General features: G+C 58.6%; 16 protein-coding genes and 1 tRNA gene. All 17 read left to right on the top strand.

What is annotated here, in order from left to right; all coding sequences use genetic code 11:
• Positions 1–323: 323 nt before the first annotated feature.
• The 17 genes from KSY82_RS09145 to KSY82_RS09065 all read left to right on the top strand — a co-directional run bounded on the left by KSY82_RS09145 (position 324) and on the right by KSY82_RS09065 (position 20,092).
• Positions 324–620 carry a Veg family protein gene (locus KSY82_RS09145; protein ID WP_217750992.1) on the top strand — a complete coding sequence of 99 codons (297 nt, stop codon included), beginning with the start codon at positions 324–326 and terminating at the stop codon, positions 618–620.
• 2 nt (positions 621–622) lie between these two features.
• A complete protein-coding gene (gene ispE, locus KSY82_RS09140; RefSeq protein ID WP_217495573.1) occupies positions 623–1,519 on the top strand; it encodes a 4-(cytidine 5'-diphospho)-2-C-methyl-D-erythritol kinase in 897 nt (298 codons plus the stop codon).
• Positions 1,520–1,568: 49 nt separating this feature from the next.
• Positions 1,569–1,645, top strand: a tRNA-Pro gene (locus KSY82_RS09135).
• 112 nt (positions 1,646–1,757) lie between these two features.
• The gene (tatA, locus tag KSY82_RS09130) at positions 1,758–2,033 is read left to right on the top strand and encodes a twin-arginine translocase TatA/TatE family subunit (RefSeq protein ID WP_022094895.1); all 276 of its coding nucleotides are present in this window, start codon (positions 1,758–1,760) and stop codon (positions 2,031–2,033) included.
• 106 nt (positions 2,034–2,139) lie between these two features.
• A complete protein-coding gene (greA, locus tag KSY82_RS09125; RefSeq protein ID WP_006234960.1) occupies positions 2,140–2,610 on the top strand; it encodes a transcription elongation factor GreA in 471 nt (156 codons plus the stop codon).
• 79 nt (positions 2,611–2,689) lie between these two features.
• Positions 2,690–4,654, top strand: coding sequence for a lysine--tRNA ligase (lysS, locus tag KSY82_RS09120; protein WP_217750991.1), 1,965 nt, complete (start codon positions 2,690–2,692; stop codon positions 4,652–4,654).
• 308 nt (positions 4,655–4,962) lie between these two features.
• Complete coding sequence (locus KSY82_RS09115) at positions 4,963–6,531, top strand: threonine/serine exporter family protein (RefSeq protein WP_217750990.1); 1,569 nt, start codon at positions 4,963–4,965, stop codon at positions 6,529–6,531.
• Positions 6,532–6,841: 310 nt separating this feature from the next.
• Positions 6,842–7,390, top strand: a complete 549-nt coding sequence (locus KSY82_RS09110) for a DUF2798 domain-containing protein (protein ID WP_117848029.1) — start codon at positions 6,842–6,844, stop codon at positions 7,388–7,390.
• 281 nt (positions 7,391–7,671) lie between these two features.
• Positions 7,672–12,111: an acyl-CoA dehydratase activase gene (locus KSY82_RS09105; RefSeq protein ID WP_217750989.1), complete on the top strand. Its 4,440-nt coding sequence runs from the start codon at positions 7,672–7,674 to the stop codon at positions 12,109–12,111.
• Entirely contained in the window at positions 12,095–12,784 is a 690-nt protein-coding gene (locus tag KSY82_RS09100; RefSeq protein WP_217750988.1) for a TetR/AcrR family transcriptional regulator, read from the top strand. The genes KSY82_RS09105 and KSY82_RS09100 overlap by 17 nt, the downstream gene beginning before the upstream one ends.
• 192 nt (positions 12,785–12,976) lie before the next feature.
• On the top strand, positions 12,977–15,619 hold the full coding sequence (locus tag KSY82_RS09095) for an ATP-dependent Clp protease ATP-binding subunit (protein WP_217750987.1): 2,643 nt from the start codon (positions 12,977–12,979) through the stop codon (positions 15,617–15,619).
• Positions 15,620–15,747: 128 nt separating this feature from the next.
• The gene (locus tag KSY82_RS09090; RefSeq protein ID WP_118260136.1) at positions 15,748–16,317 is read left to right on the top strand and encodes a hypothetical protein; all 570 of its coding nucleotides are present in this window, start codon (positions 15,748–15,750) and stop codon (positions 16,315–16,317) included.
• A gap of 10 nt (positions 16,318–16,327) precedes the next feature.
• Positions 16,328–16,654, top strand: a complete 327-nt coding sequence (locus KSY82_RS09085) for a helix-turn-helix domain-containing protein (protein ID WP_117629262.1) — start codon at positions 16,328–16,330, stop codon at positions 16,652–16,654.
• 381 nt (positions 16,655–17,035) lie between these two features.
• A complete protein-coding gene (locus tag KSY82_RS09080) occupies positions 17,036–17,764 on the top strand; it encodes an ABC transporter ATP-binding protein (RefSeq protein ID WP_217750986.1) in 729 nt (242 codons plus the stop codon).
• Positions 17,742–18,545, top strand: coding sequence for a hypothetical protein (locus tag KSY82_RS09075; protein ID WP_217750985.1), 804 nt, complete (start codon positions 17,742–17,744; stop codon positions 18,543–18,545). The genes KSY82_RS09080 and KSY82_RS09075 overlap by 23 nt, the downstream gene beginning before the upstream one ends.
• Before the next feature lie 2 nt (positions 18,546–18,547).
• On the top strand, positions 18,548–19,357 hold the full coding sequence (locus KSY82_RS09070) for a hypothetical protein (RefSeq protein WP_217750984.1): 810 nt from the start codon (positions 18,548–18,550) through the stop codon (positions 19,355–19,357).
• A complete protein-coding gene (locus KSY82_RS09065; protein ID WP_217750983.1) occupies positions 19,358–20,092 on the top strand; it encodes a radical SAM protein in 735 nt (244 codons plus the stop codon).
• The last annotated feature ends 205 nt before the right edge of the window (positions 20,093–20,297 follow it).

The following is a 20,297-nucleotide window of genomic DNA, read 5'->3' as shown; positions in this document are numbered from 1 at the left end:
CATCCTCTGGACCGTGTCCCGCTCGTGCCTCGTGAGCCTTCCGTAGGCCCTCGGGACCGCCCTCGCGGAGCCCCTATTCTTCTTTCCGGACATGCCGTCCTCCGATCTCCCGGGGCCGGCCGGTCCGGCCCTCAGGGTATCGGGTTCCCACATTCATCCGCACATGTGCGGATGAATGTGGGAAGTGTTCGGATGAAGTTGATAATCAAGGGGCTTTTTAAGCTACTTGCGTATGACGGCAGCAGGGTGCTATAGTATTAGAGTTTTGTCTATCTTAGGGGTATTATCCCCTTTTTGAATTGCACCTTCTGGAGGCCCTGTTCATGGAAGAGATGGAAGTCAATCACGTCGACGACATCCACGAGAAGCTGACCGATATGGTGGGCGATCGCGTTAAGGTGAAGGCCAACATGGGCCGCACCCGCGTCGTCGAGCGCATGGGCACCATCAAGAGCGTGCACCCCGCCGTCTTTATCGTCGAGGTTGACGAGCGTCGTGGCCGCAAGTCGCGTCAGTCCTACCAGTACATCGATGTCCTCACCGGTCAGGTCGAGCTGTTCGACCCCGAGAGCGGCGAGCACATTTTTACCCCGTTCGGCAATCAGCTCGAGGAGCACTAGCGGTGACCGATTGGTCCCTGACCCTTTCCGCGCCGGCAAAGATTAACCTCTACCTGGGGGTTCATACCGAGCGCGATGACCGCGGCTACCACAGGGTCGATTCCCTGATGGCAGCCGTCAGTCTTTCCGATACCGTGACGGTCACGCCGGCGCAGGCGCTGACTGTCCAGACGGTTCCAGCATCAGATTTTCCCATGCAAAAGAATACGGCGTATCGGGCTGCGATTGCTATGGCCGAGCATTATGGTCGCGAGGCAAACATCTGCGTGACGATTGAGAAGCGCATTCCATTGTGCGCCGGCTTGGGCGGCCCCTCGACGGATGCGGCCGCGGTCATTGTCGCCTTGGCGGAGCTCTGGGGAATTGATCGCACCGACCCCGTGCTCGACGACATCGCGCGCGGCATTGGTGCTGACGTCCCGTTCTTTTTGCACGCGAGCCCTGCGTTCTACGTAGGTGGGGGAGACGTGCTGGCAACTGAGTACCCCGCGCTGCCCGCAACGCCCGTCGTGTTGGTCAAGCCGCGCGAGGCAAGTGTTTCGACAATTGAAGCCTATCGACGTTTTGACGAGGCCCCGGTGCCTGCGGACGAGCCCGGCGCGATAGCTTCTGCCTTGCGTGCTGGTGATGCCGAGACGGCATATGCACTCATCCATAACAACTTGGGTGTCATTTCCGCACAGATGGAGCCGCAGATTCAAACGGTTCTCGATTGGCTGCGTAAACAGGACGGCACCGTTGCTGTAGATGTGTGCGGATCGGGTGCCTGCTCGTTTGCCATTTGCGGCACCGCCGCCATGGCCGAAAGGCTTGCCGACGCTGCCCAGCAAAACGGCTGGTGGTCCTGCGCGACGCAGTTCATTCCCAACACGGTTCGCGTCGAAGTGCCAAAGAAGTAAAAATTTCTCTAGCACACGACGGAAATCTTTGTTACTATAGTCGAGCTAACGGGTTGTGGCTCAGTTTGGTAGAGCACTGCGTTCGGGACGCAGGGGTCGCTGGTTCAAATCCAGTCAACCCGACCAGAGCATGAGGAGGGACCGCTTCTTGCGGTCCCTTTTTTTAGCTATTGTTGTGATACCGCGATACCCGCGGTATACTCATTCGAGCTTGTCTCGCTGTATTGTGGAGGTCTACATGTTTGGACTGAGGGCTCCTGAGCTCATCATTATTCTCGTCGTTGTCCTGATTATCTTCGGGCCCAAGAACCTGCCGAAGCTCGGCAAGTCCCTCGGCTCTACCGTCAAGAATATCCGCGAGGGTATGGAGGGCGACGATAAGGCCGAGACCAAGCAGGCCGAGGAGGTCGTGGTCGAGCAGTCCGAGGAGGACAAGGAGATCGCTGAGCTCGAGGCCAAGCTCGCTGCTGCCAAGAAGAAGCAGGCAGAGGACAGCGACGCGGACGCAGAGTAGTCCCATCCCTTTGGGGTGAGCACCTGACCGGCTTGCCCGCAGGCTAGCCGGTCTTTTTCGTTTTGTTGACAGTTGATTGTTTGATCAGAGTTGGGGAGATATCCGTATGGACGCAAGCCAGATCGTACTGACCGCTGAGGGCCGCCAGAAGCTCGTCGAGGAGCTCGCTTGGCGTGAGGGCGATTACGCCAAGGAGATCGTCGAGGACATCAAGGAAGCCCGCGCGTTCGGCGACCTTTCGGAGAACTCCGAGTACGACGCCGCTAAGGACAAGCAGGCCCAGAACGCCGCTCGTATTGCCGAGATCCAGGCCATCCTCGCCAACGCTCAGGTTGCTGCCACCACGGGCGACCTGACCGTCTCCATCGGTTCCACCGTTTCGCTGATTGATCCCAACGGCGAGGTCATGGAAGTCACGCTCGTCGGTACCACCGAGACCAACTCGCTCGAGCACAAGATCTCCAACGAGTCTCCGGTCGGCCACGCCATCATCGGTCACGGCGAGGGCGACTCCGTCGAGGTCGTTACGCCTTCCGGCAAGACTCGCGTCTACACCATCGCCAAGATCGCACGCTAGACCACGGTCCCGCGTAAAGGTATGTTTTCGCTCCCTGGGACCGAATCCTGGGGAGCGTTTTAGTTTGAGGAGCTAACTTATGGCAGAGAACCAGAACGCCGCCGATCAGGCATCGACGCTCAACGACGAGCGCGCCACCCGCCTGGCCAAGCGCGCCGCCCTGTTCGAGGCGGGCCAGAACCCCTATCCCGAGCACTCTGAGCTTGAGGACTACGTCGCCGATATCGAGACTAAGTACGCCGATCTTGCCGATGGCGAGGACACCGAGGACGTCGTGAAGATCGCCGGCCGTGTGGTCGCCAAGCGCGGTCAGGGCAAGATCATGTTCATCGTCGTGCGCGATGCGACTGCCGAGATTCAGCTGTTCTGCCGCATCAACGACATGGACGAGGCTGCCTGGAGTACGCTCAAGGCCCTCGACCTGGGCGACATCCTGGGCGTGACCGGCGTGGTCGTGCGCACCCAGCGTGGCCAGCTTTCCGTTGCCCCTAAGAGCGCGACCCTGCTTGCCAAGGCCGTTCGTCCGCTGCCCGAGAAGTTCCACGGTCTTTCCGATAAGGAGACCCGCTATCGCCAGCGCTATGTCGACCTGATCGCCAACGACGACGTTCGCGAGACCTTCCGTAAGCGTTCGCAGATTCTCTCCACCTTCCGTCGCTTTATGGAGTCCGACGGCTACATGGAGGTCGAGACCCCCATTCTGCAGACCATCCAAGGCGGCGCTACTGCCAAGCCGTTCATTACCCACTTCAACGCGCTCGATCAGGAGTGCTACCTGCGTATTGCCACCGAGCTGCACCTCAAGCGCTGCATCGTCGGTGGTTTTGAGCGCGTGTTCGAGATCGGCCGCATCTTCCGTAACGAGGGCATGGACCTTACCCACAACCCCGAGTTCACCACGATGGAGGCCTACCGTGCCTTCTCCGACCTCGAGGGCATGAAGGCACTCGCCCAAGGTGTCATCAAGGCTGCCAACAAGGCCATCGGCAACCCCGAGGTCATCGAGTACCAGGGCCAGACCATCGACCTTTCTGGTGAGTGGGCCAGCCGTCCCATGACCGACATCGTCTCCGACGTGCTCGGCAAGCAGGTCACCATCGACACGCCGGTCGAGGAGCTTGCTGCCGCCGCGCGCGAGAAGGGCCTGGAGATCAAGCCCGAGTGGACTGCTGGCAAGATCATCGCCGAGATTTACGATGAGCTGGGCGAGGACACCATCGTCAACCCGACGTTCGTGTGCGATTACCCCATCGAGGTCAGCCCGCTTGCCAAGCGTTTTGAGGACGACCCGCGCCTGACGCACCGCTTTGAGCTGATCATCGCCGGTCACGAGTACGCCAACGCGTTCTCCGAGCTCAACGACCCGGTCGACCAGGCCGAGCGCTTTGCCGCCCAGATGGCCGAGAAGGCCGGCGGTGACGACGAGGCCATGGAGTACGACGAGGACTACGTGCGCGCCCTCGAGTACGGTATGCCTCCCGCGGGCGGCATTGGCATTGGTATCGACCGCGTGGTCATGCTGCTCACCAACCAGGCTTCTATCCGCGACGTGCTGCTGTTCCCGCACATGAAGCCCGAGAAGGGTTTCCAGTCCGGTGCCGCTGCCGCCAAGGCTGCCGAGGCCGGCAACGCCGCGAGCCCGTTCGTTACGTCGCTTAAGCCCACGCTCGATTACTCCAAGATCGCCGTTGAGCCGCTGTTTGAGGAGTTCGTCGACTTTGATACCTTCTCCAAGAGCGACTTCCGCGCTGTGAAGGTCAAGGCATGCGAGGCCGTCAAGAAGTCCAAGAAGCTGCTGAACTTTACGCTCGACGACGGCACCGGCACCGACCGCACCATCCTCTCCGGTATTCACGCTTATTACGAGCCCGAGGACCTGGTTGGCAAGACCTTGCTCGCCATCACCAACCTGCCTCCGCGCAAGATGATGGGTATTCCCAGCTGCGGCATGCTGATCAGCGCTGTCCACGAGGAGGAGGGCGAGGAGCGCCTCAACCTGATTCAGCTCGACGCCTCCATCCCCGCCGGCGCAAAGATGTACTAACTTGTTACGCGGTTCTACGAACCGCGTAATGGCTCGACGCTGCGCGGGCCGCATTTGGACAATCTGACGTTCAACTTCAAGGGCGCGACCAGAAGGTCAGCGCCCTTTCGTTTCACGTCACCTTGTCACAAATGCGACCCGCTCGCTGTCGTTACCAAAGCATCGGCATTGCCGTGGTTGGCACTTGGGGACGTTCCTTTTCTGCCGGCAGTTGGGGACAGTCCTTGTTTTGATAGTCGTCTCTTTTATGTTTCCTTTAGCCGTCGCTGTCTAGGATGGGGGTTAGTCGATAGGAAGGGAGCACCGGGATGGACGATGCGAGCGAGCGCGCAATCGAAGAGGACATGCTCGATCAGTTCAATTACTTTGACGATGAGGATGAGGAGCTAATCGATCGTCGCGAGCCGGCATCGCTTGACTCATTTGATCTGGTCGATGAAGAGCCCGACGAGGACGAGGGCGAATTAACGGAGCCCCCACAGCCTTCGCGCCTTGACTCGCTGCTTTCGAGAGCCCCCATGCACCACGGCGTTCGTGCCGGCGCGCTCCATATGAAAACTGACTGGCACCAGATCGTGACGGCAGGCGATGAGCTTGCCGTCGATGCGCCGCTCACCGATAAGTCATCCATCATCTGCCGCGCCGGCATGCTTATGCTGGCAAGCGGAACAGGTGCCTGGCGCGTGCGCGATACCATGAATCGTGTTGCTGCCGTACTCGGCGTCACGATTCACGTCGACCTGAGCCTTCTGTCGTTTGAGTGTACTTGCATCGAAGATGGCCACTGCTTTAACGAGGTTGTCAGCCTGCCCACAACGGGAGTCAATACCCATCGCATTTGGATGATGGAGAGTTTCCTCAAGGAAATCGAGACCTATGGTCGTCGCTTCACGGTACACGAGTACCACGAGATGCTCAGGACCGTTGAGAGCTCAAAACCCGATTACTCTCCCTGGCAACAGGGCCTTGCGGCAGCCTGTGCTTGCGGCGCCTTCGTCTTTTTGCTCGGCGGCGGCCCTATCGAGATGGCCTGCGCATTCGTAGGCGCTGGTGTCGGTAACTTTGCTCGCTCCCATATTCTCAAGCAGGGTCTTGGCCAGTTTAGCGCGCTGACGACGGGCGTTGCGCTCGCTTGCGTTTCGTATCTGCTGGCATTGCTCGGCCTTGGCCAGGTCGTACCGGGGGCAATGTCGCACCAAGAAGGCTATATCGGCGCCATGCTCTTCGTGATTCCCGGCTTTCCCCTCATTACGGCAGGCCTCGACATCGCTAAGCTCGATATGCGAAGCGGCATTGAGCGTCTTTCGTATGCCGTGTCGATTATTGTGATGGCGACCCTTGTGGGCTGGATGGTTGCCGAGTGTGTGGGGCTGGCACCGGATGATTTTGCCCCGCTCGGCCTTTCGCCGCTTGCCCTTACGCTCCTGCGCGTGGTGATGAGCTTCGTTGGCGTATTCGGCTTCTCGGTGATGTTCAACAGCCCGGTAAAGATGGCCGCGGCAGCTGGGTTGATCGGCGCCGTTTCCAATACCCTGCGTCTGACCCTTGTCGATGCGCCGACGATGATTCCCTTCCTGGGCCTCAGCACGGGAATGCCTCCCGAGGCAGCAGCGTTTATCGGCGCGCTGGTATCGGGTCTGCTGGCAAGCTTGGCCGAAGTCAAGCTCACCTACCCGCGTATCGCTCTCACGGTGCCTTCGATTGTCATTATGGTGCCGGGTTTGTATCTGTATCGCTCGATGTATTACATGTGCACCTTCGACACAGTCAATATGCTCGGCTGGTTTGTGCGTGCAGTGCTCATCGTGGCGTTTTTGCCCGTTGGCCTGGGTGTGGCGCGTACGCTCACCGACCCTCGCTGGCGCCACACCAGCTAATTGGTGCAAGGGGGACAGGTTACTTTGCACCAAATGAGTTGCGGTGAAATAGGGACTGAATTGCTGCTTAAAGGGTCAAAACAGTCCGTATTCCACCGCAACTTATGGGGTCGGGGGTTTGGTGCCCTGCATCTCCACAAACTCAACGCTTACGAAGCGCGCGCCGTTCGTGTTAGGGTAGTTCCACCACATAAGTAGTCGCAGACGCGCGTAACACGGGCGGGCGAGATGAAGTCCCAACAGCTCCATCTTGCCCGCCCGTTTTTGTTGCGTGGTGCCGCGGCGTAACACAGAAAGGAATCTGCCCTTCATGCCTATCAACAAACGAGAGAGCCTGCTGTTCACCTTTATCATGTGCTTTTGCATGGTGCTCTGGATGAGCATCTACAACGTTGCCCTGCAGCATGGGGCCATCAACGGCGAGGTTGTTGCCGCCGCGTGGCTCGGCTTCCCCGTTGCCTACATTTTTGCCATGTGCTGCGACTGGTTTGTTGCCAGCCCCCTTGCCAAGGGTTTCGCCTTTAAATTCCTGGTCACGCCGGGCAAGAGTTCGCCGCTCGCCATGACGCTTGCCGTCAGCTCCTGCATGGTCGTTCCCATGGTCATCATCATGTCGCTGTACGGTGCCTGTGAGGGTCTGACGCACATGCCCGGCGGCATCCTTGCGAACCTGTATTCCGTGCCCGCGATCTGGATGATCAACATCCCGCATAATTTTGTGATGGCGCTGCCGTGGAACCTTTTGGTAGCCGGTCCGATTTCCCGCTTCGTCTTCCGTCGCGCCTTCCCTGTGGGGACGGTTTTCGAGGAGGAGCATGCCGAGCTCTTGGAGCAGGCTATGGCTCCTGAGTGCGAGTAGCTCGCTTAGGGATCTGCTGAGCGCGGGCGACTTGCTTGGTTGGAGCCCAAAGCGTGGATAGCTCTCTCGGCGACATCGCGGGCGTGAGCGGTGCGCATGACCGGAGGGCCCGTGCTGCTCCGTTGCCCGACGTGCTAGCGCGCAGAACAATCTGTTGGTGCATTCGGCGGCTGCTGAAGCGTTTCGGCAGCCGCTTTTTATACGGAGTTTAAATACAACAGTCTGTTGTATTACGTAGAGTGGTATATCTCTAGCGGGAAAAATGCGAGAGACGGAGCATTATGGCGTTGCTAGTAGGACTGGACGTAGGGTCGACGACGACCAAAGTTTACGCGATGCACGAGGATATGACCGAGGCGTGGTGGGGATATCGCCGCCACGGGGCGTGTCAGACAGCGAGCGTGCGCGCCATGCTCGGCGAGCTCGCCGAGCGCTTTCCCCATGAGTCACTGCGCGTTGCGGTGACCGGCTCGGGTGCGCGCGATATCGCGACCGCGCTGGGCGCCTCGTACGTTCAGGAGGTGGTCGCCAACGCGCTCGCGATCAGCAGGTTCTATCCGCAGACGCGCTGCGCCATCGAGCTGGGCGGCCAAGACGCCAAGATGATCTTCTTCCGCACCAACGATAAGGGAGACATCGAGGTTGCCGACATGCGCATGAACGGCTCGTGCGCAGGCGGTACCGGTGCATTTATCGACGAGATGGCAAAGCTCATGGGGGTCGGCACCGAATCGGGCGAGTTCGAGCAGCTCGCAAGCCGGGGAACGACCGTCCACGAGGTCTCGGGCCGCTGCGGCGTGTACGCAAAGACCGATATCCAGCCGCTGCTCAACGAGGGCATTCCTACCACCGACCTGGCGCTTTCGGCGCTTCACGCGGTCGCCCGCCAAACGATCGGCGGTCTGGCCCAGGGTATCGACATCGAGCCGCCGGTAATCTTCGAGGGCGGTACGCTCGCCTACAACCCCACACTGGTCCGCGTGTTCCGGGAGCAACTGAATCTATCGGACGATCAGGTTATCGTCCCGCGCGATCCGCAGATCATGGTCGCGCGCGGTGCTACCCTGTCGCTGACCGACATGTTCGCATCGTCCCAACCGATCGACCTTCCCGACGCTTTTGTCCGGCTGGATAAGCTCGAGACGGTCGCGCCCGCAAGCGGGGAGGGACGTCTTGCCCAGCCCTTTTTTGCCACACCTGCCGAGCAGGCGGATTTTACGGCACGCCATGGCAAAGAGACGCCGGCAAAGGGTCCGGATGCGTATGCGCCCGGAGAGACGGTGCGTGTGGCGCTCGGTATCGATTCGGGGAGCACGACGACCAAGTTCGCCCTGGTCGATGAGGCGGGTGAGCTTGTCGATTCGTTCTACGCGTCTAATAACGGCAGACCGCTCGACGTCGCCCAACAGGGTCTTGTCAGCTTGAAGAACCGCTGGGAGACAGCGGGAGTCACGCTTGCGATCGATGCCGTGGGCACCACGGGATACGGCGAGGAGCTTTTCGCGCGCGCGTTCCACGCCGACTACCATACGGTCGAGACGGTCGCGCACGCCCGCGCCGCGTGCGCATGCGTTCCCGATGCGACCTTCGTGCTCGACATCGGCGGACAGGATATGAAGGCCATCTGGCTCAACCACGGCGTGCTGACCGATATCGTCGTCAACGAGGCGTGCTCTGCGGGCTGCGGCTCGTTCCTCGAGGGTTTTGCCAAAAACCTCGGAATAGCCGTTGAGGATATCGCGACCGAGGCATTTTCGTCCAAAGCCCCCGCCGTTCTCGGCAGCCGCTGCACGGTGTTCATGAACAGCAGCGTCGTTTCCGAGCAGCGGCGCGGTAAGGGTCCGGGCGACATCATGGCCGGTCTCTGCCGTTCGATTATCGAGAACGTGTTCACCAAGGTCATTCGCGTTTCAAATCTCAACCGTCTGGGCGACAAAGTCGTCGTCCAGGGCGGCACGTTCCGAAACGACGCGGTGCTGCGCGCATTCGAGCAGTATCTGGGCAAACCCGTCACGCGTGCGCCCCACCCGGGGCTGATGGGCGCTATCGGTATCGCCCTGCTCGCGCGCGAGGAATGCCGCAAGGGCGACGCCGGCACGTCGTTTATCGGGCTCGATGCCGTGGAGCGCTTCGAGCATCGCGAGTTCGGCGGCGTTACCTGCCGTCGGTGCAACAACCGCTGCCAGCGCGCGGTCGTGGCATTTGGCGACGGCTCGCTTTACGTCACGGGCAATCGCTGCCCGCGCGGCGGCGCCATCTCATGGGATGAGCTCGTGCGCGAGGTTCCCGCGGCGGAGGAGCTGCGTCCGCAGGGTGCTTGCGAGGCACAGGCACCCGGCACGGGGCGCGACCGGACCGCGGCTGCCCCCAATCTCTTTGTCGACCGCGAGAAGCTGCTGTTCGAGTCGTACCCCACGGTTCCCGTCAGCGGGGGGCGCGATGTCACGATCGGCATTCCCCGTGTGCTCGAGTTCTGGGACACCATGCCGTTCTGGTCGACGTTCTTCAGCACGCTCGGCTTTAAGGTGCGCGTCTCGGGACGCAGCACCAAGGCGATGTACGAGCGCGGTCTGGCGCACGTCACATCCGACACCGTGTGCTTCCCGGCCAAGCTCGTCCACGGGCACATCCGCAATCTCGTCGACGCCGGCGTCGACCGCATCTTCATGCCCATCATCACGACGGTGCCCACCGAAAACACCGCCTCTACCAGCGAGTGGATGTGCGCCGTCGTAAAGGGATACCCCTACGTGATGCGCAATTCCGATAACCCGGAGGAGCGTTTCGGCGTTCCGTTCGATACGCCGCTGTTCCACTGGTACGACGAGGGCGACCGAAACCGCCAGCTCAAGGCGTGGTGCAAGGAGACCTTCGATATCGATGCCGACCTGGTTGCCAAGGCGACCGAGCAGGCGGACCGCGCGCAGGAGACGTTTGAGAACCAGCTGCAGCTGCGCGGCAGGCAGGTGCTCGAGAACGTGCACGAGGACGGCGGCTACGCGGTGGTGATCGCTTCGCGCCCGTACCACAACGACCCGCTGGTCAACCACGGGCTGCCCAAGCTCTTCTCTGAGCGCGGCATCCCCGTGCTGACGCCCGATGCGGTGCCGGGGGTCTGCAACGTCGATCTTTCCAACAGCCGCATCGACATCGTGAACAACTACCATGCGCGCATGCTGTCGTGCGCGGTCATCGTCGCATCGACGCCCGAGCTCGAGCTCGTGCAGACGGGCAGCTTCGGCTGCGGCCACGATGCGTATCTCACCGACGAGATCGCGCGCATGATGGGCGAGATGGGCTCCAAGGTTCCGATGATGATCAAGCTCGATGAGAGCGACGTCGCCGGTCCCATGGGCATTCGCGTGCGTTCGTTTATCGAGTCGGTCAACCGTCGTCGCGCGGAGGAGCGTGCCGAGGGCGCCCGGGTGCACGCGGTCCATCCGCTCGACGACCCGTATAAGGTCAAGTACACCAAGCGCGACCGGCACGACAAGATCGCGCTGGTCCCCAACACCTCCCATGCGTTCTGCAGGCTCATGACCGCGGCGATGCGCAATCAGGGCGTGCGCGCCGAGGCCCTTGATATCGGGCGCGAGGATGCCATCCGCCTGGGCAAACGCTATGTGCACAACGACATCTGCTTCCCCGCGCAAATCGTGATCGGCGAGGCGCTCGCGGCACTCGAGAGCGGTAAGTACGACCCGCACGACGTCGCCGTGGTGACTGGCAAGTATATCGGCGACTGCCGCCTGACGCACTACATGCCCCTGCTGCGCCGCGCGCTCGACGACGCGGGATACGACTATGTCCCGGTGCTCACCAACGACGACGTCGATGCCCACAATGCGCATCCGGGCTTCAAGCTCGGCCTTGGCCCGAGCATCCAGATCGCCTACGGTCTTCCCATGATCGATGCCCTCGAGGCCATGCTTAGGCGCATCCGTCCCTACGAGCTCGAGAAGGGCGCGGCGGACGCTGCGTTCGACCGCGCGCTCGATGAGGTTATCGAGGGCATGGAGCGCTCCGGGCTGAGAGGCCAGGCGACGGGCTTCAAACGCGCGCTTGCGATCATGGACGCCGTTCCGTACGACCGCTCGAACCCGCATCCGACCGTTCTCATCGTGGGCGAGTACCTGCTCAATTTCCATCTCGGCGCCAACCACGAGATCGAGCGCTACCTCGAGGACAACGGGCTCGAGGTCATCGAGGCGCGCATGACCGACGTGATCCGCAAGACCTATTTCTACAAGCATGCGCAGTCGCGCGAGTTCCACGTCGACCTGTCGCTGCCCGAAAAGGCCTGGTACGCCACGGCGGACAACCTGTTCGAGCTCGCGCACGACCGTTGCGACCGCCTGGGCGCGGCGAGCCCGCTCTACGAGCCGCCGACGCGCATGCCCGAGCTCGTGCGCGCGAGCGATAAGATCCTGCACCATACGTTCGATGCGGGCGAGGGCGTGCTGATTCCGGCGGAGATTCTCGAGCACGCCAAGCGCGGCTGCCGCAACTTCGTGATCCTGCAGCCGTTCGGGTGTCTGCCCAACCATGTCGTGGGGCGCGGGCTCATCCATGCGCTCAAGGAGCAGTATCCCACGGCGCAGTTCCTGCCGCTCGACTACGATCCCGACGTGAGCTTCGCCAACGTGGAGAACCGTCTTCAGATGCTCATCATGAACGCCAAGGCGCAGGGGTGCGGTGAGGCGCATGGCGAGACCGCGTAAGGACGCCGATGCGCCCGATGCACGCACCCGTATCATCGAGGCGTTTTGGGAGCTCATCGAGAACAACAGCATCTTCGAGCTGTCGGTTGGCGAGGTGACCCGCGCCGCCCAGTGCAATCGCGGAACGTTTTACTACTATTTTCACGATTTCGATGAACTCGTCGCCATCGCCATAGCCCAGCTGCTGCAGGATAACGAGCTCATCACCGATGCCCTCTGGCATTTTTCGAGCGAGGGCGACCTTTCGGCGTTCGACCGGCGCGACGTCCGCTGCCTGCTGCGGCGCATCGTCATCACCATGAGGGCGGGTGCCGCCGAGCAGGTCGTGCAGGGCATCCATACGATCATCATCGACCGCGTGAGAGAGATCGTCCACCCCGACGGAGAAGAGCTCAAGGCAGATTCGAGCTTTGCGGTGGGCTTTCTGGTCTCGGGCATCATGGGCTTTGTGATGGCGGTCGGCTTTGCCCGGGAGGGCGGCGAGGAGATAGACCTCGAGCAGCCGGGGGACAGCGCGTGCGCGTACCTGAGGGCGGTCGCCATGCAGACGGTGGAAACGGTCGCGCAAGTCGAGGGCGTCGATACATCCGAGCTGCTCGAACGCGTCTCCAAGGAGGCCGATGCCTATCGCGCATCGCGTGCGACGAGTCCCGACGTGGTGAAAGACGTCTAGGGTTTCTCTTGCGGGGCGCCTGTCGCGCATCGCGCGGTGAGTCCCGCGATGCGGTCATAACCTGCATTCATGTGAGCCGGGTTTATAGATATTCCTCCAGCTGTTAACATAGACAACCTGTGGGTAAAGAGACAAAAGCGCCGCCGACGGGCGGGCGTTTTGATTTCGATGAACTCATGTAAGGAAACGAGCATGTTAGATAGATTTACCGATCGTGCGCGCAAGGTCATGTCCATGGCCAAGCAAGAGGCGCTCGATCTTCATTCAAATAAGGTGGGCACCGAGCACCTGCTGCTCGCGCTTGCCAAGGAGGACGAGGGCATTGCCGCTGAAGCACTGCGTTCGCTCGACATCTCCTACGACGACATCATGGATACTCTCAAAGAGGTCCAGACCACGGTTCCCGAGCCCAGTGAGGAGACCGAGGCGGCTAAGCTCGCCTTTACGCCGCTCGTCATTAGCGTTATGGAGCGTTCATTCCGCGTGGCGCGTGAGAATAACCAGACCTACGTGTCGACCGAGCACTTGCTGATCGGCATCGTCGAAGAGGGCAACGGCATGGCCATGGGCATCCTCATGCGCCTGGGTGTGTCGTCCGCCTCTATCAAAAAGGCTATCGAGAAACTCACTGCCAAGGACCAGGACAAGAAGCGTCCGCTCGCCGGCGCCGGTGCCGGGCGTCCCGGTGCGGGCCTGCCGTTCTTTAGCGGCTCGGATGCCTCTCAGCAAAAGGGGAGTGGCACCGATACGCTTAAGCAGTTCGCGACCAACCTCACGCAGAAGGCGCGCGACGGCGAGCTCGACCCTGTAATTGGTCGCGAAAAGGAAGTCCAGCGTATGATGGAAATTCTTTCGCGCCGCACCAAGAACAACCCGCTCATTCTGGGCGACCCCGGCGTGGGCAAGACGGCCATCGTCGAGGGCCTGGCTCAGCAGATTGCAGCCGGCAACGTGCCCGAGAACCTCATGAACCAGAATATCTGGACGCTCGACCTGCCGGGCCTCGTGGCGGGTGCCAAGTATCGCGGCGAGTTTGAGGAGCGCCTCAAGAACGTGATCCAGGAGGCCACCGAAGCCGACGACGTCATCCTGTTTATCGACGAGATGCACACCATCATCGGTGCCGGTTCTGCTGAGGGCTCCATCGACGCGAGCTCTATGCTCAAGCCCGTGCTCGCGCGCGGTGCCTTCCAGATTATCGGCGCCACCACGGCCGAGGAATTCCGCAAGTACCTCACCAAGGACCCGGCCTTCGAGCGTCGCTTCCAGACCATCGATGTCGAGGAGCCGAGCGTCGAGGACACGGTCAAGATCCTGACCGCGCTCAAGCCGCGCTACGAGGAGCACCACCATGTGCGCTATACGCAGGGTGCTATCGAGGCCGCCGCGAACCTTTCCAACCGCTACATCCAGGATCGCTTCCTGCCCGATAAGGCCATCGACCTCATCGACGAGGCCGGTGCTCGCGCTCGCATCGCCGCGAATCGCGCGCCCGAGCCGGTGCGCGAGGCCGAGCATCGTATAGAGGAGCTCAAGACCGCCGCGCAGGAGGCCACCGAGAGCGACGACATGAACAAGGCCGCCGAGATCACCGAGCAGCAGAAGGCCGCCGAGATTGAACTCGCCGAGGCCAAGGCTGCCTGGACCGCCGAGCTCGACGCCAGCCCGCTCACCATCGATGTGAGTCAGATCGCCGATATCGTGTCCGTGACCTCGGGCGTGCCGGTGTCCTCGCTTACCGAGAGCGAGAGCCGTCGCCTGCTGCAGGCCGAAAGCGTACTCAAGACGCGCATCATCGGTCAGGATGAGGCTGTCGAGGCCGTTGCCAAGGCCGTGCGCCGCAGCCGCTCGCCGCTCAAGGATCCGCGTCGCCCCGGCGGCAGCTTTATCTTCCTGGGTCCCACCGGCACGGGCAAGACCGAGCTCGCCAAGACGCTCGCCGAATACCTCTTTGGCAGCAAGGACGCGCTCATCAGCTTCGACATGTCCGAGTTCGGTAGCGAGTTCGAGGTCTCCAAGCTCATCGGTAGCCCTCCGGGTTACGTCGGTCACGACGAGGGCGGCCAGCTCACCAAGGCCGTTCGTCGCCACCCGTACTCGGTCGTGCTGTTCGACGAGATCGAGAAGGCGCACCCCGATATCTTTAACATCCTGCTGCAGGTGCTGGAGGAGGGTCGTCTGACCGATAGCCAGGGCAAGACGGTCGACTTCCGCAACACCGTGATCATCATGACGTCCAACGTGGGCGCCCGCGAGATCGCACAGGATGCGAACGTCGGTTTTGGCACCACCGGCGAGCAGGGCCTCACGTCGAGTGAGATCCGCGGCCGCGCGATGGGCGAGCTCAAGCGCCTGTTCCGCCCCGAGCTGCTCAACCGCATCGACGACATCGTGGTGTTCCAGAAGCTCTCGGGTGAGAACCTGACCAAGATCGCTCACCTGCTGGTGGACGACCTGCGCCAGCGTCTGATCGCCAACGGCATGAACATCAAGCTCACCGATGCGGCCTATGACAAGATCGTGGCCGAGGGCACCGACCTCACCAACGGTGCGCGTCCGCTGCGCCGTGCTATTCAAAAGCTCATCGAGGACCCGCTGTCCGAGGAGCTTCTGGCCGGCGAGTGGGGCGAGGGCGATACCGTCCTGTGCGACGTGGCCGATGGCAAGTTTGTCTTTAGCCACGGCACGGGCGAGATCCCGGCACCGCGTCCGGCGGGCACGCTCGGTGGCGATACCGCCCCGGCGGCACCGCACACCGGCAACGCCGCGCCCGTGAGCGGCGGCGTAACCTCGGGCCCCGGCGGCATGATGCAAGCCGGTTCCGGCGCGCTGTAGGGATTGAATATAACCTTGCATGATAGGGGGCGTTTCCGATGGAGGTGCGCCCCTTTTCTTGTAGAGAAGAGTTTCCGGTAACGATAAAATAATTGAAAGAGTTCTGCTGGATGGCAAAAGGAGTTACTATGGCGAATAGCGCTCAAAGAATTGAGATGTCGTTCGATAACATGAGAAAAATCGGAATGGTTCTTTGTGCCGTGCTGGTACTTATAGCCATCGCTACCATCGCCGTCTTTGGTTCGGCATTTGTTGTTGCATGCCAAAGTATTTTGAACGGCGCAGTGGTAATCGAGGGGGTCGTTGAGCTTGGTAAGGGCGGCAGCATCGCGCTCCCAAACTTGGCGCTATGGGCGGTTTTGCTCCTTGCAGGGGAGTTCACATTGTTAAGCATCAGCTTCGATGTCGCCCGTCGTCAATCGCCTTTTACTATTCGACATGCACGGATGATTACCGTTATTGCTTGCCTATTTGCAATCAATGCCGTGATGGGCTCTCTACAGATTGGCAGCGATTTAAAAATAATGATGGGTAATTGTATGTTGAGCTGTCGTATGAATTCCGCTCTCCTTCAGATTGGTGACTCAGGCATCACTTTGGATGTGGGATCCATCATTGCAATGATGGTTGCTTTCGCTTTGTCGATCTTCTGGCGCTATGGGGCGCTTTTGCAGTCCCAGTCCGATGATTTGGTCTAGGTGATTGACCATGGATTATCTCATTATTGAGGTTGAGACACTTTTGCTCAAGACCGGGAAAACAAATGCCGATCTAATAAGAGCGACTGGGCATACGCCAGCTAACATTTCTAAAATCCGTAATGCAAAAATTAAGGCCATACGCTTGAAGACATTGCTCGATATCTGTGTTGAGTTGGATTGTCAGCCGGGAGATTTGATCCGTCGCGTGAGTGAAATAGAACTTGAGGAACTTACCATCGCGCGCGCGCGGAATAAGATTTTGCAAAGACGCAATCCCGACCCCTCCGAGATATTGCCCACAGAGGTTTACGTGGTAGATCTTTCTAAGGAATAACAAAACAGAATAAGAAGACAAGAAGACAAACACGTATGCACGCAAGGCTCCTACCGCAAACGATCGGTAGGAGCCTTAATTTATTTGAAAATAGTTCTTGAAATCATAAGGTTATCGATATACGATAACGGAGTATTAAAACAGACGATAAATCGAAAGGAGGTAATTATGAACTGGGTAATCGATCCGTGTAGCAACGTGCAGGGTGGCGGTGGTGGCTGCCGCAATTACCACCCGTGTTCGCGCTGTAGCTGTTTTGGCGTATATGTTCATTTCTAGCAACGCGAACGCTAATGCTGGTTAAGACAGCAGAGGGTAAGCAGCGTGGTCGATAACTGCCATCCGTCGGCCGCGCTGCCTTTTTAATGAGGTTCATGAGACATGGGTAATGCGATTTCAATCAAGGATCTATCAAAGCGCTACGGCAAAAACTGGGCGTTGTCTGATGTTTCATTTGATATAGATGAGGGCGAAGTGTGCGCTCTCGTTGGGGAGAACGGCGCGGGGAAGAGTACGTTGATTGATATTCTTCTTGGCTTGTTTAAAGCAACGAAAGGCTCAATCAGTTTTTTCGGCGAGTCTGGGAGAACAGGTCTGGCAAGAGCACGCAGAAATATCGGATTCGTCCCCGACGGCTGTGGGGCATTCTTGAACTTAACCGGTCGAGAAAACTTGATCTCACGCTGTATCGAGTGGGGGCTGCCGAAAAGTGAAGTTAATCGAGTGCTCGCTGCCGTTGGCCTAGAAAATGCGGCGGATGCATCGGTAAAACAATACTCGCTCGGCATGAAGCGTCGTCTGGATATCGGAACGGCTCTTCTGGGCAACCCGCAACTACTCATCATGGATGAACCCATAAACGGGCTCGATCCAGTGGGTGTGATTGAGGTGCGTGATCTCCTGCTGTCGTTGAAGGACAAACGGGATAAAACGGTGCTCATTTCAAGCCATAACCTAGATGAATTGGAGAAAGTTGCGACATCTTTTGCTTTTCTCCATCAAGGCAGACTTCTCGTTAAGGAAGAAAACTCCTACAAAGACAGAAGTCTGGAAAAGCGGTTTTTGGATTTGATCGGGGAGGCAGATAATGCAACTTCTGCGACTGATTAGATGCGAAGCCCGTCGGTTGCTCAGAAATCCAGCCTTTTTCGTGTTGTTGATCTGGGGAGTTTGGATTGTTAAAGATGTCTGTAATCCAAATATGTATGGGACTTATGGAACATCTGATTTAGGGGGAGTCGGCAAACAGATTGGTTTCTTTGCAAACATCCTCGACAAGACTGACCCGGCTGGTTCGGCGGTTCGGACGGCACTATTCATGACCTACGAGTGGTTTTTCGTTCTAGTCGGATGCATTGTTATTTCCTGCGCCATGGATTATCAAAGCAGGTCTTCTGAAGTGACGTATGCGAAAGGGACGGGTGTAGCAAAGGCCGTTGTCGCAAAGTGGCTTGTTCTGACGATTGCAACTTCAGCAGCGTTCAACCTGTTTTCGGGATTCGCTCTCTTCAAATCTCCGCTTGGCTGCTATGTGGATGGGCGGGTGTTTCTTGATAGATACCTACCCGTGTTGCTTTTGATTGATGCTATTTTGGCTGCATTAGTAGCTCAGTCGATGGCAGTTTTCTATTTACTTAGAAATGCACCGCTTAGCATTATGTTGGTGTTGGTCGGGACGCTGCTCGCCTCCGATGAATATACGCTGGTGGTCTTTTCCAATCACGCATCGACGCTAATTCCCTGGTGGCTCTCAGTCGGACCATACTTACGCCATCTTGGAAATCTGTGCTTTCAAGGCCTAGCCATTAATCAGATCATTCTTTTCTCTGTTATTTGCACCGTTGTTTCGTTGCAGCTCGGGGTCATGGGAATCAAAGCGAGGAGGGGGTAGAAATGCGCTGCGAAGATATGATTAAGGCTGAAGCCTATCGAGTTATGAAGAGCAAAGCGCCTCTTCTGCTGATTGCGGCAGGTTTCGTGCTCGCATTGCTTTATTCTGCGTCTTATGAACCATGGAGAGCCTACGGAACGAGCGATTGGCTTGGCGACGGTGTTATGGGCTTCTTTCCAAACCCACAATATGGTTTTGGGGGAATTCCGGGAGACCTCGTTAAAGATGGAGCTCGCTACCTTTCCGCTGTGGCACCGCTTGCCCATTCTCTGTTCTTTCCTATTGTTGCTGTTCTCGTCATCGGCTATGCGTTTCGAACTCCGATAACGGGATCTCAATGGCTTGTTTCCTATGCAAGGGGAATGAAAACAGTACAGTTGTTGGTTGCAAGGACTCTTGTCTCGATTGTCACGCTTGTCGGTGGTTTTGTTCTCTTTTCGATACTCGTTGGTGCGGTCCAAAGCGCGAGTGGCATAGGAATGACGATGGATATGATCGGAGAGTTTCTTCTTCGGCTGTCTCTTGCTGCCTTGATTTGCACAACGTTATGCCTGCTGCTCGTCCTGGCCATCTCGCTCTTTGGAAATGGCGCGTTTGTTCTATCGTTCATCATCCTGCTGCTTTATTTGGGGTACGGGAATCCAAATATGCCACTGCACTTGACATGGCTGGCGACCCTTGCGTCCCCGCGACCAATTCAATTCATCGTGCCGGGGACGTTGCTATTTGTAGCGCTGGCAACAGTCGTTCCCATTGTCATCCTCGGACTTTGTTGGGCTATCAAGGGTGCTATCAGAAAACGGAGCATATAAATGAAAGAGTCTGAATTTAACGTTATTGAAGAGAATGATGTGAACGGTATCACTATCTACAATACCCAGTCTGGTGGCGTTCTCGACCTTGACGCTGCGCACACGAATGAGCTGAATTTATATCGCAAGGGTGCTGCCGCCTTGGATGGTGATTTCGAAGAGGCCCTTAAGATGGGTGGCATGTTGGTAGATGACGATGTTGACGAGCGGCGAATGTTGATGCTTGAGAGTTTGTCGGCAAGGTTTGCAAATGACTATTTAGGACTGACGATTGCTCCAACGCTGGCATGCAATTTTAGGTGTCCCTATTGCTATGAAAAGGGCTGCTCGCACCCCACTATGTCAGAAGAGACAATGACGGATATCGCAGAATTCGTGCGTTCCGGCTATCCCGGGATCAACGATCTTCACGTTGACTGGTATGGAGGCGAACCCCTACTCTGTGTGGACATGATCGAGCGACTGACAAAAGAACTGAGAGGGGCGATTAGGCCAGGCGCTACTTATTCTGCCGGAATGGTAACGAACGGATATCTCCTGACGCGAGAAATTGCTCAGAAGCTTGCTGATTGTCAGGTCGGTTCGGTTCAAATCACTATCGATGGCTCAAAGAGGGATCATGATTCGCGGAGGGTCCCGGCCGACGGTCGTCCGACATATGATGCCATTATCGACAATATAATCTCATGTGCCGATGTTCTTCAGATTACCATTCGCGTGAATGTCGATCCTTGATTATCAACTTCATCCGAACACTTCCCACATTCATCCGCACATGTGCGGATGAATGTGGGAACCCGATACCCTGAGGGCCGGACCGGCCGGCCCCGGGAGATCGGAGGACGGCATGTCCGGAAAGAAGAATAGGGGCTCCGCGAGGGCGGTCCCGAGGGCCTACGGAAGGCTCACGAGGCACGAGCGGGACACGGTCCAGAGGATG

This window comes from Collinsella aerofaciens (assembly GCF_019131995.1).
Lineage (GTDB): Bacteria > Actinomycetota > Coriobacteriia > Coriobacteriales > Coriobacteriaceae > Collinsella > Collinsella aerofaciens_S.
The sequence above is the reverse complement of the archived record's forward strand: the minus strand, read 5'-3'. Positions and strand labels throughout refer to the sequence as shown.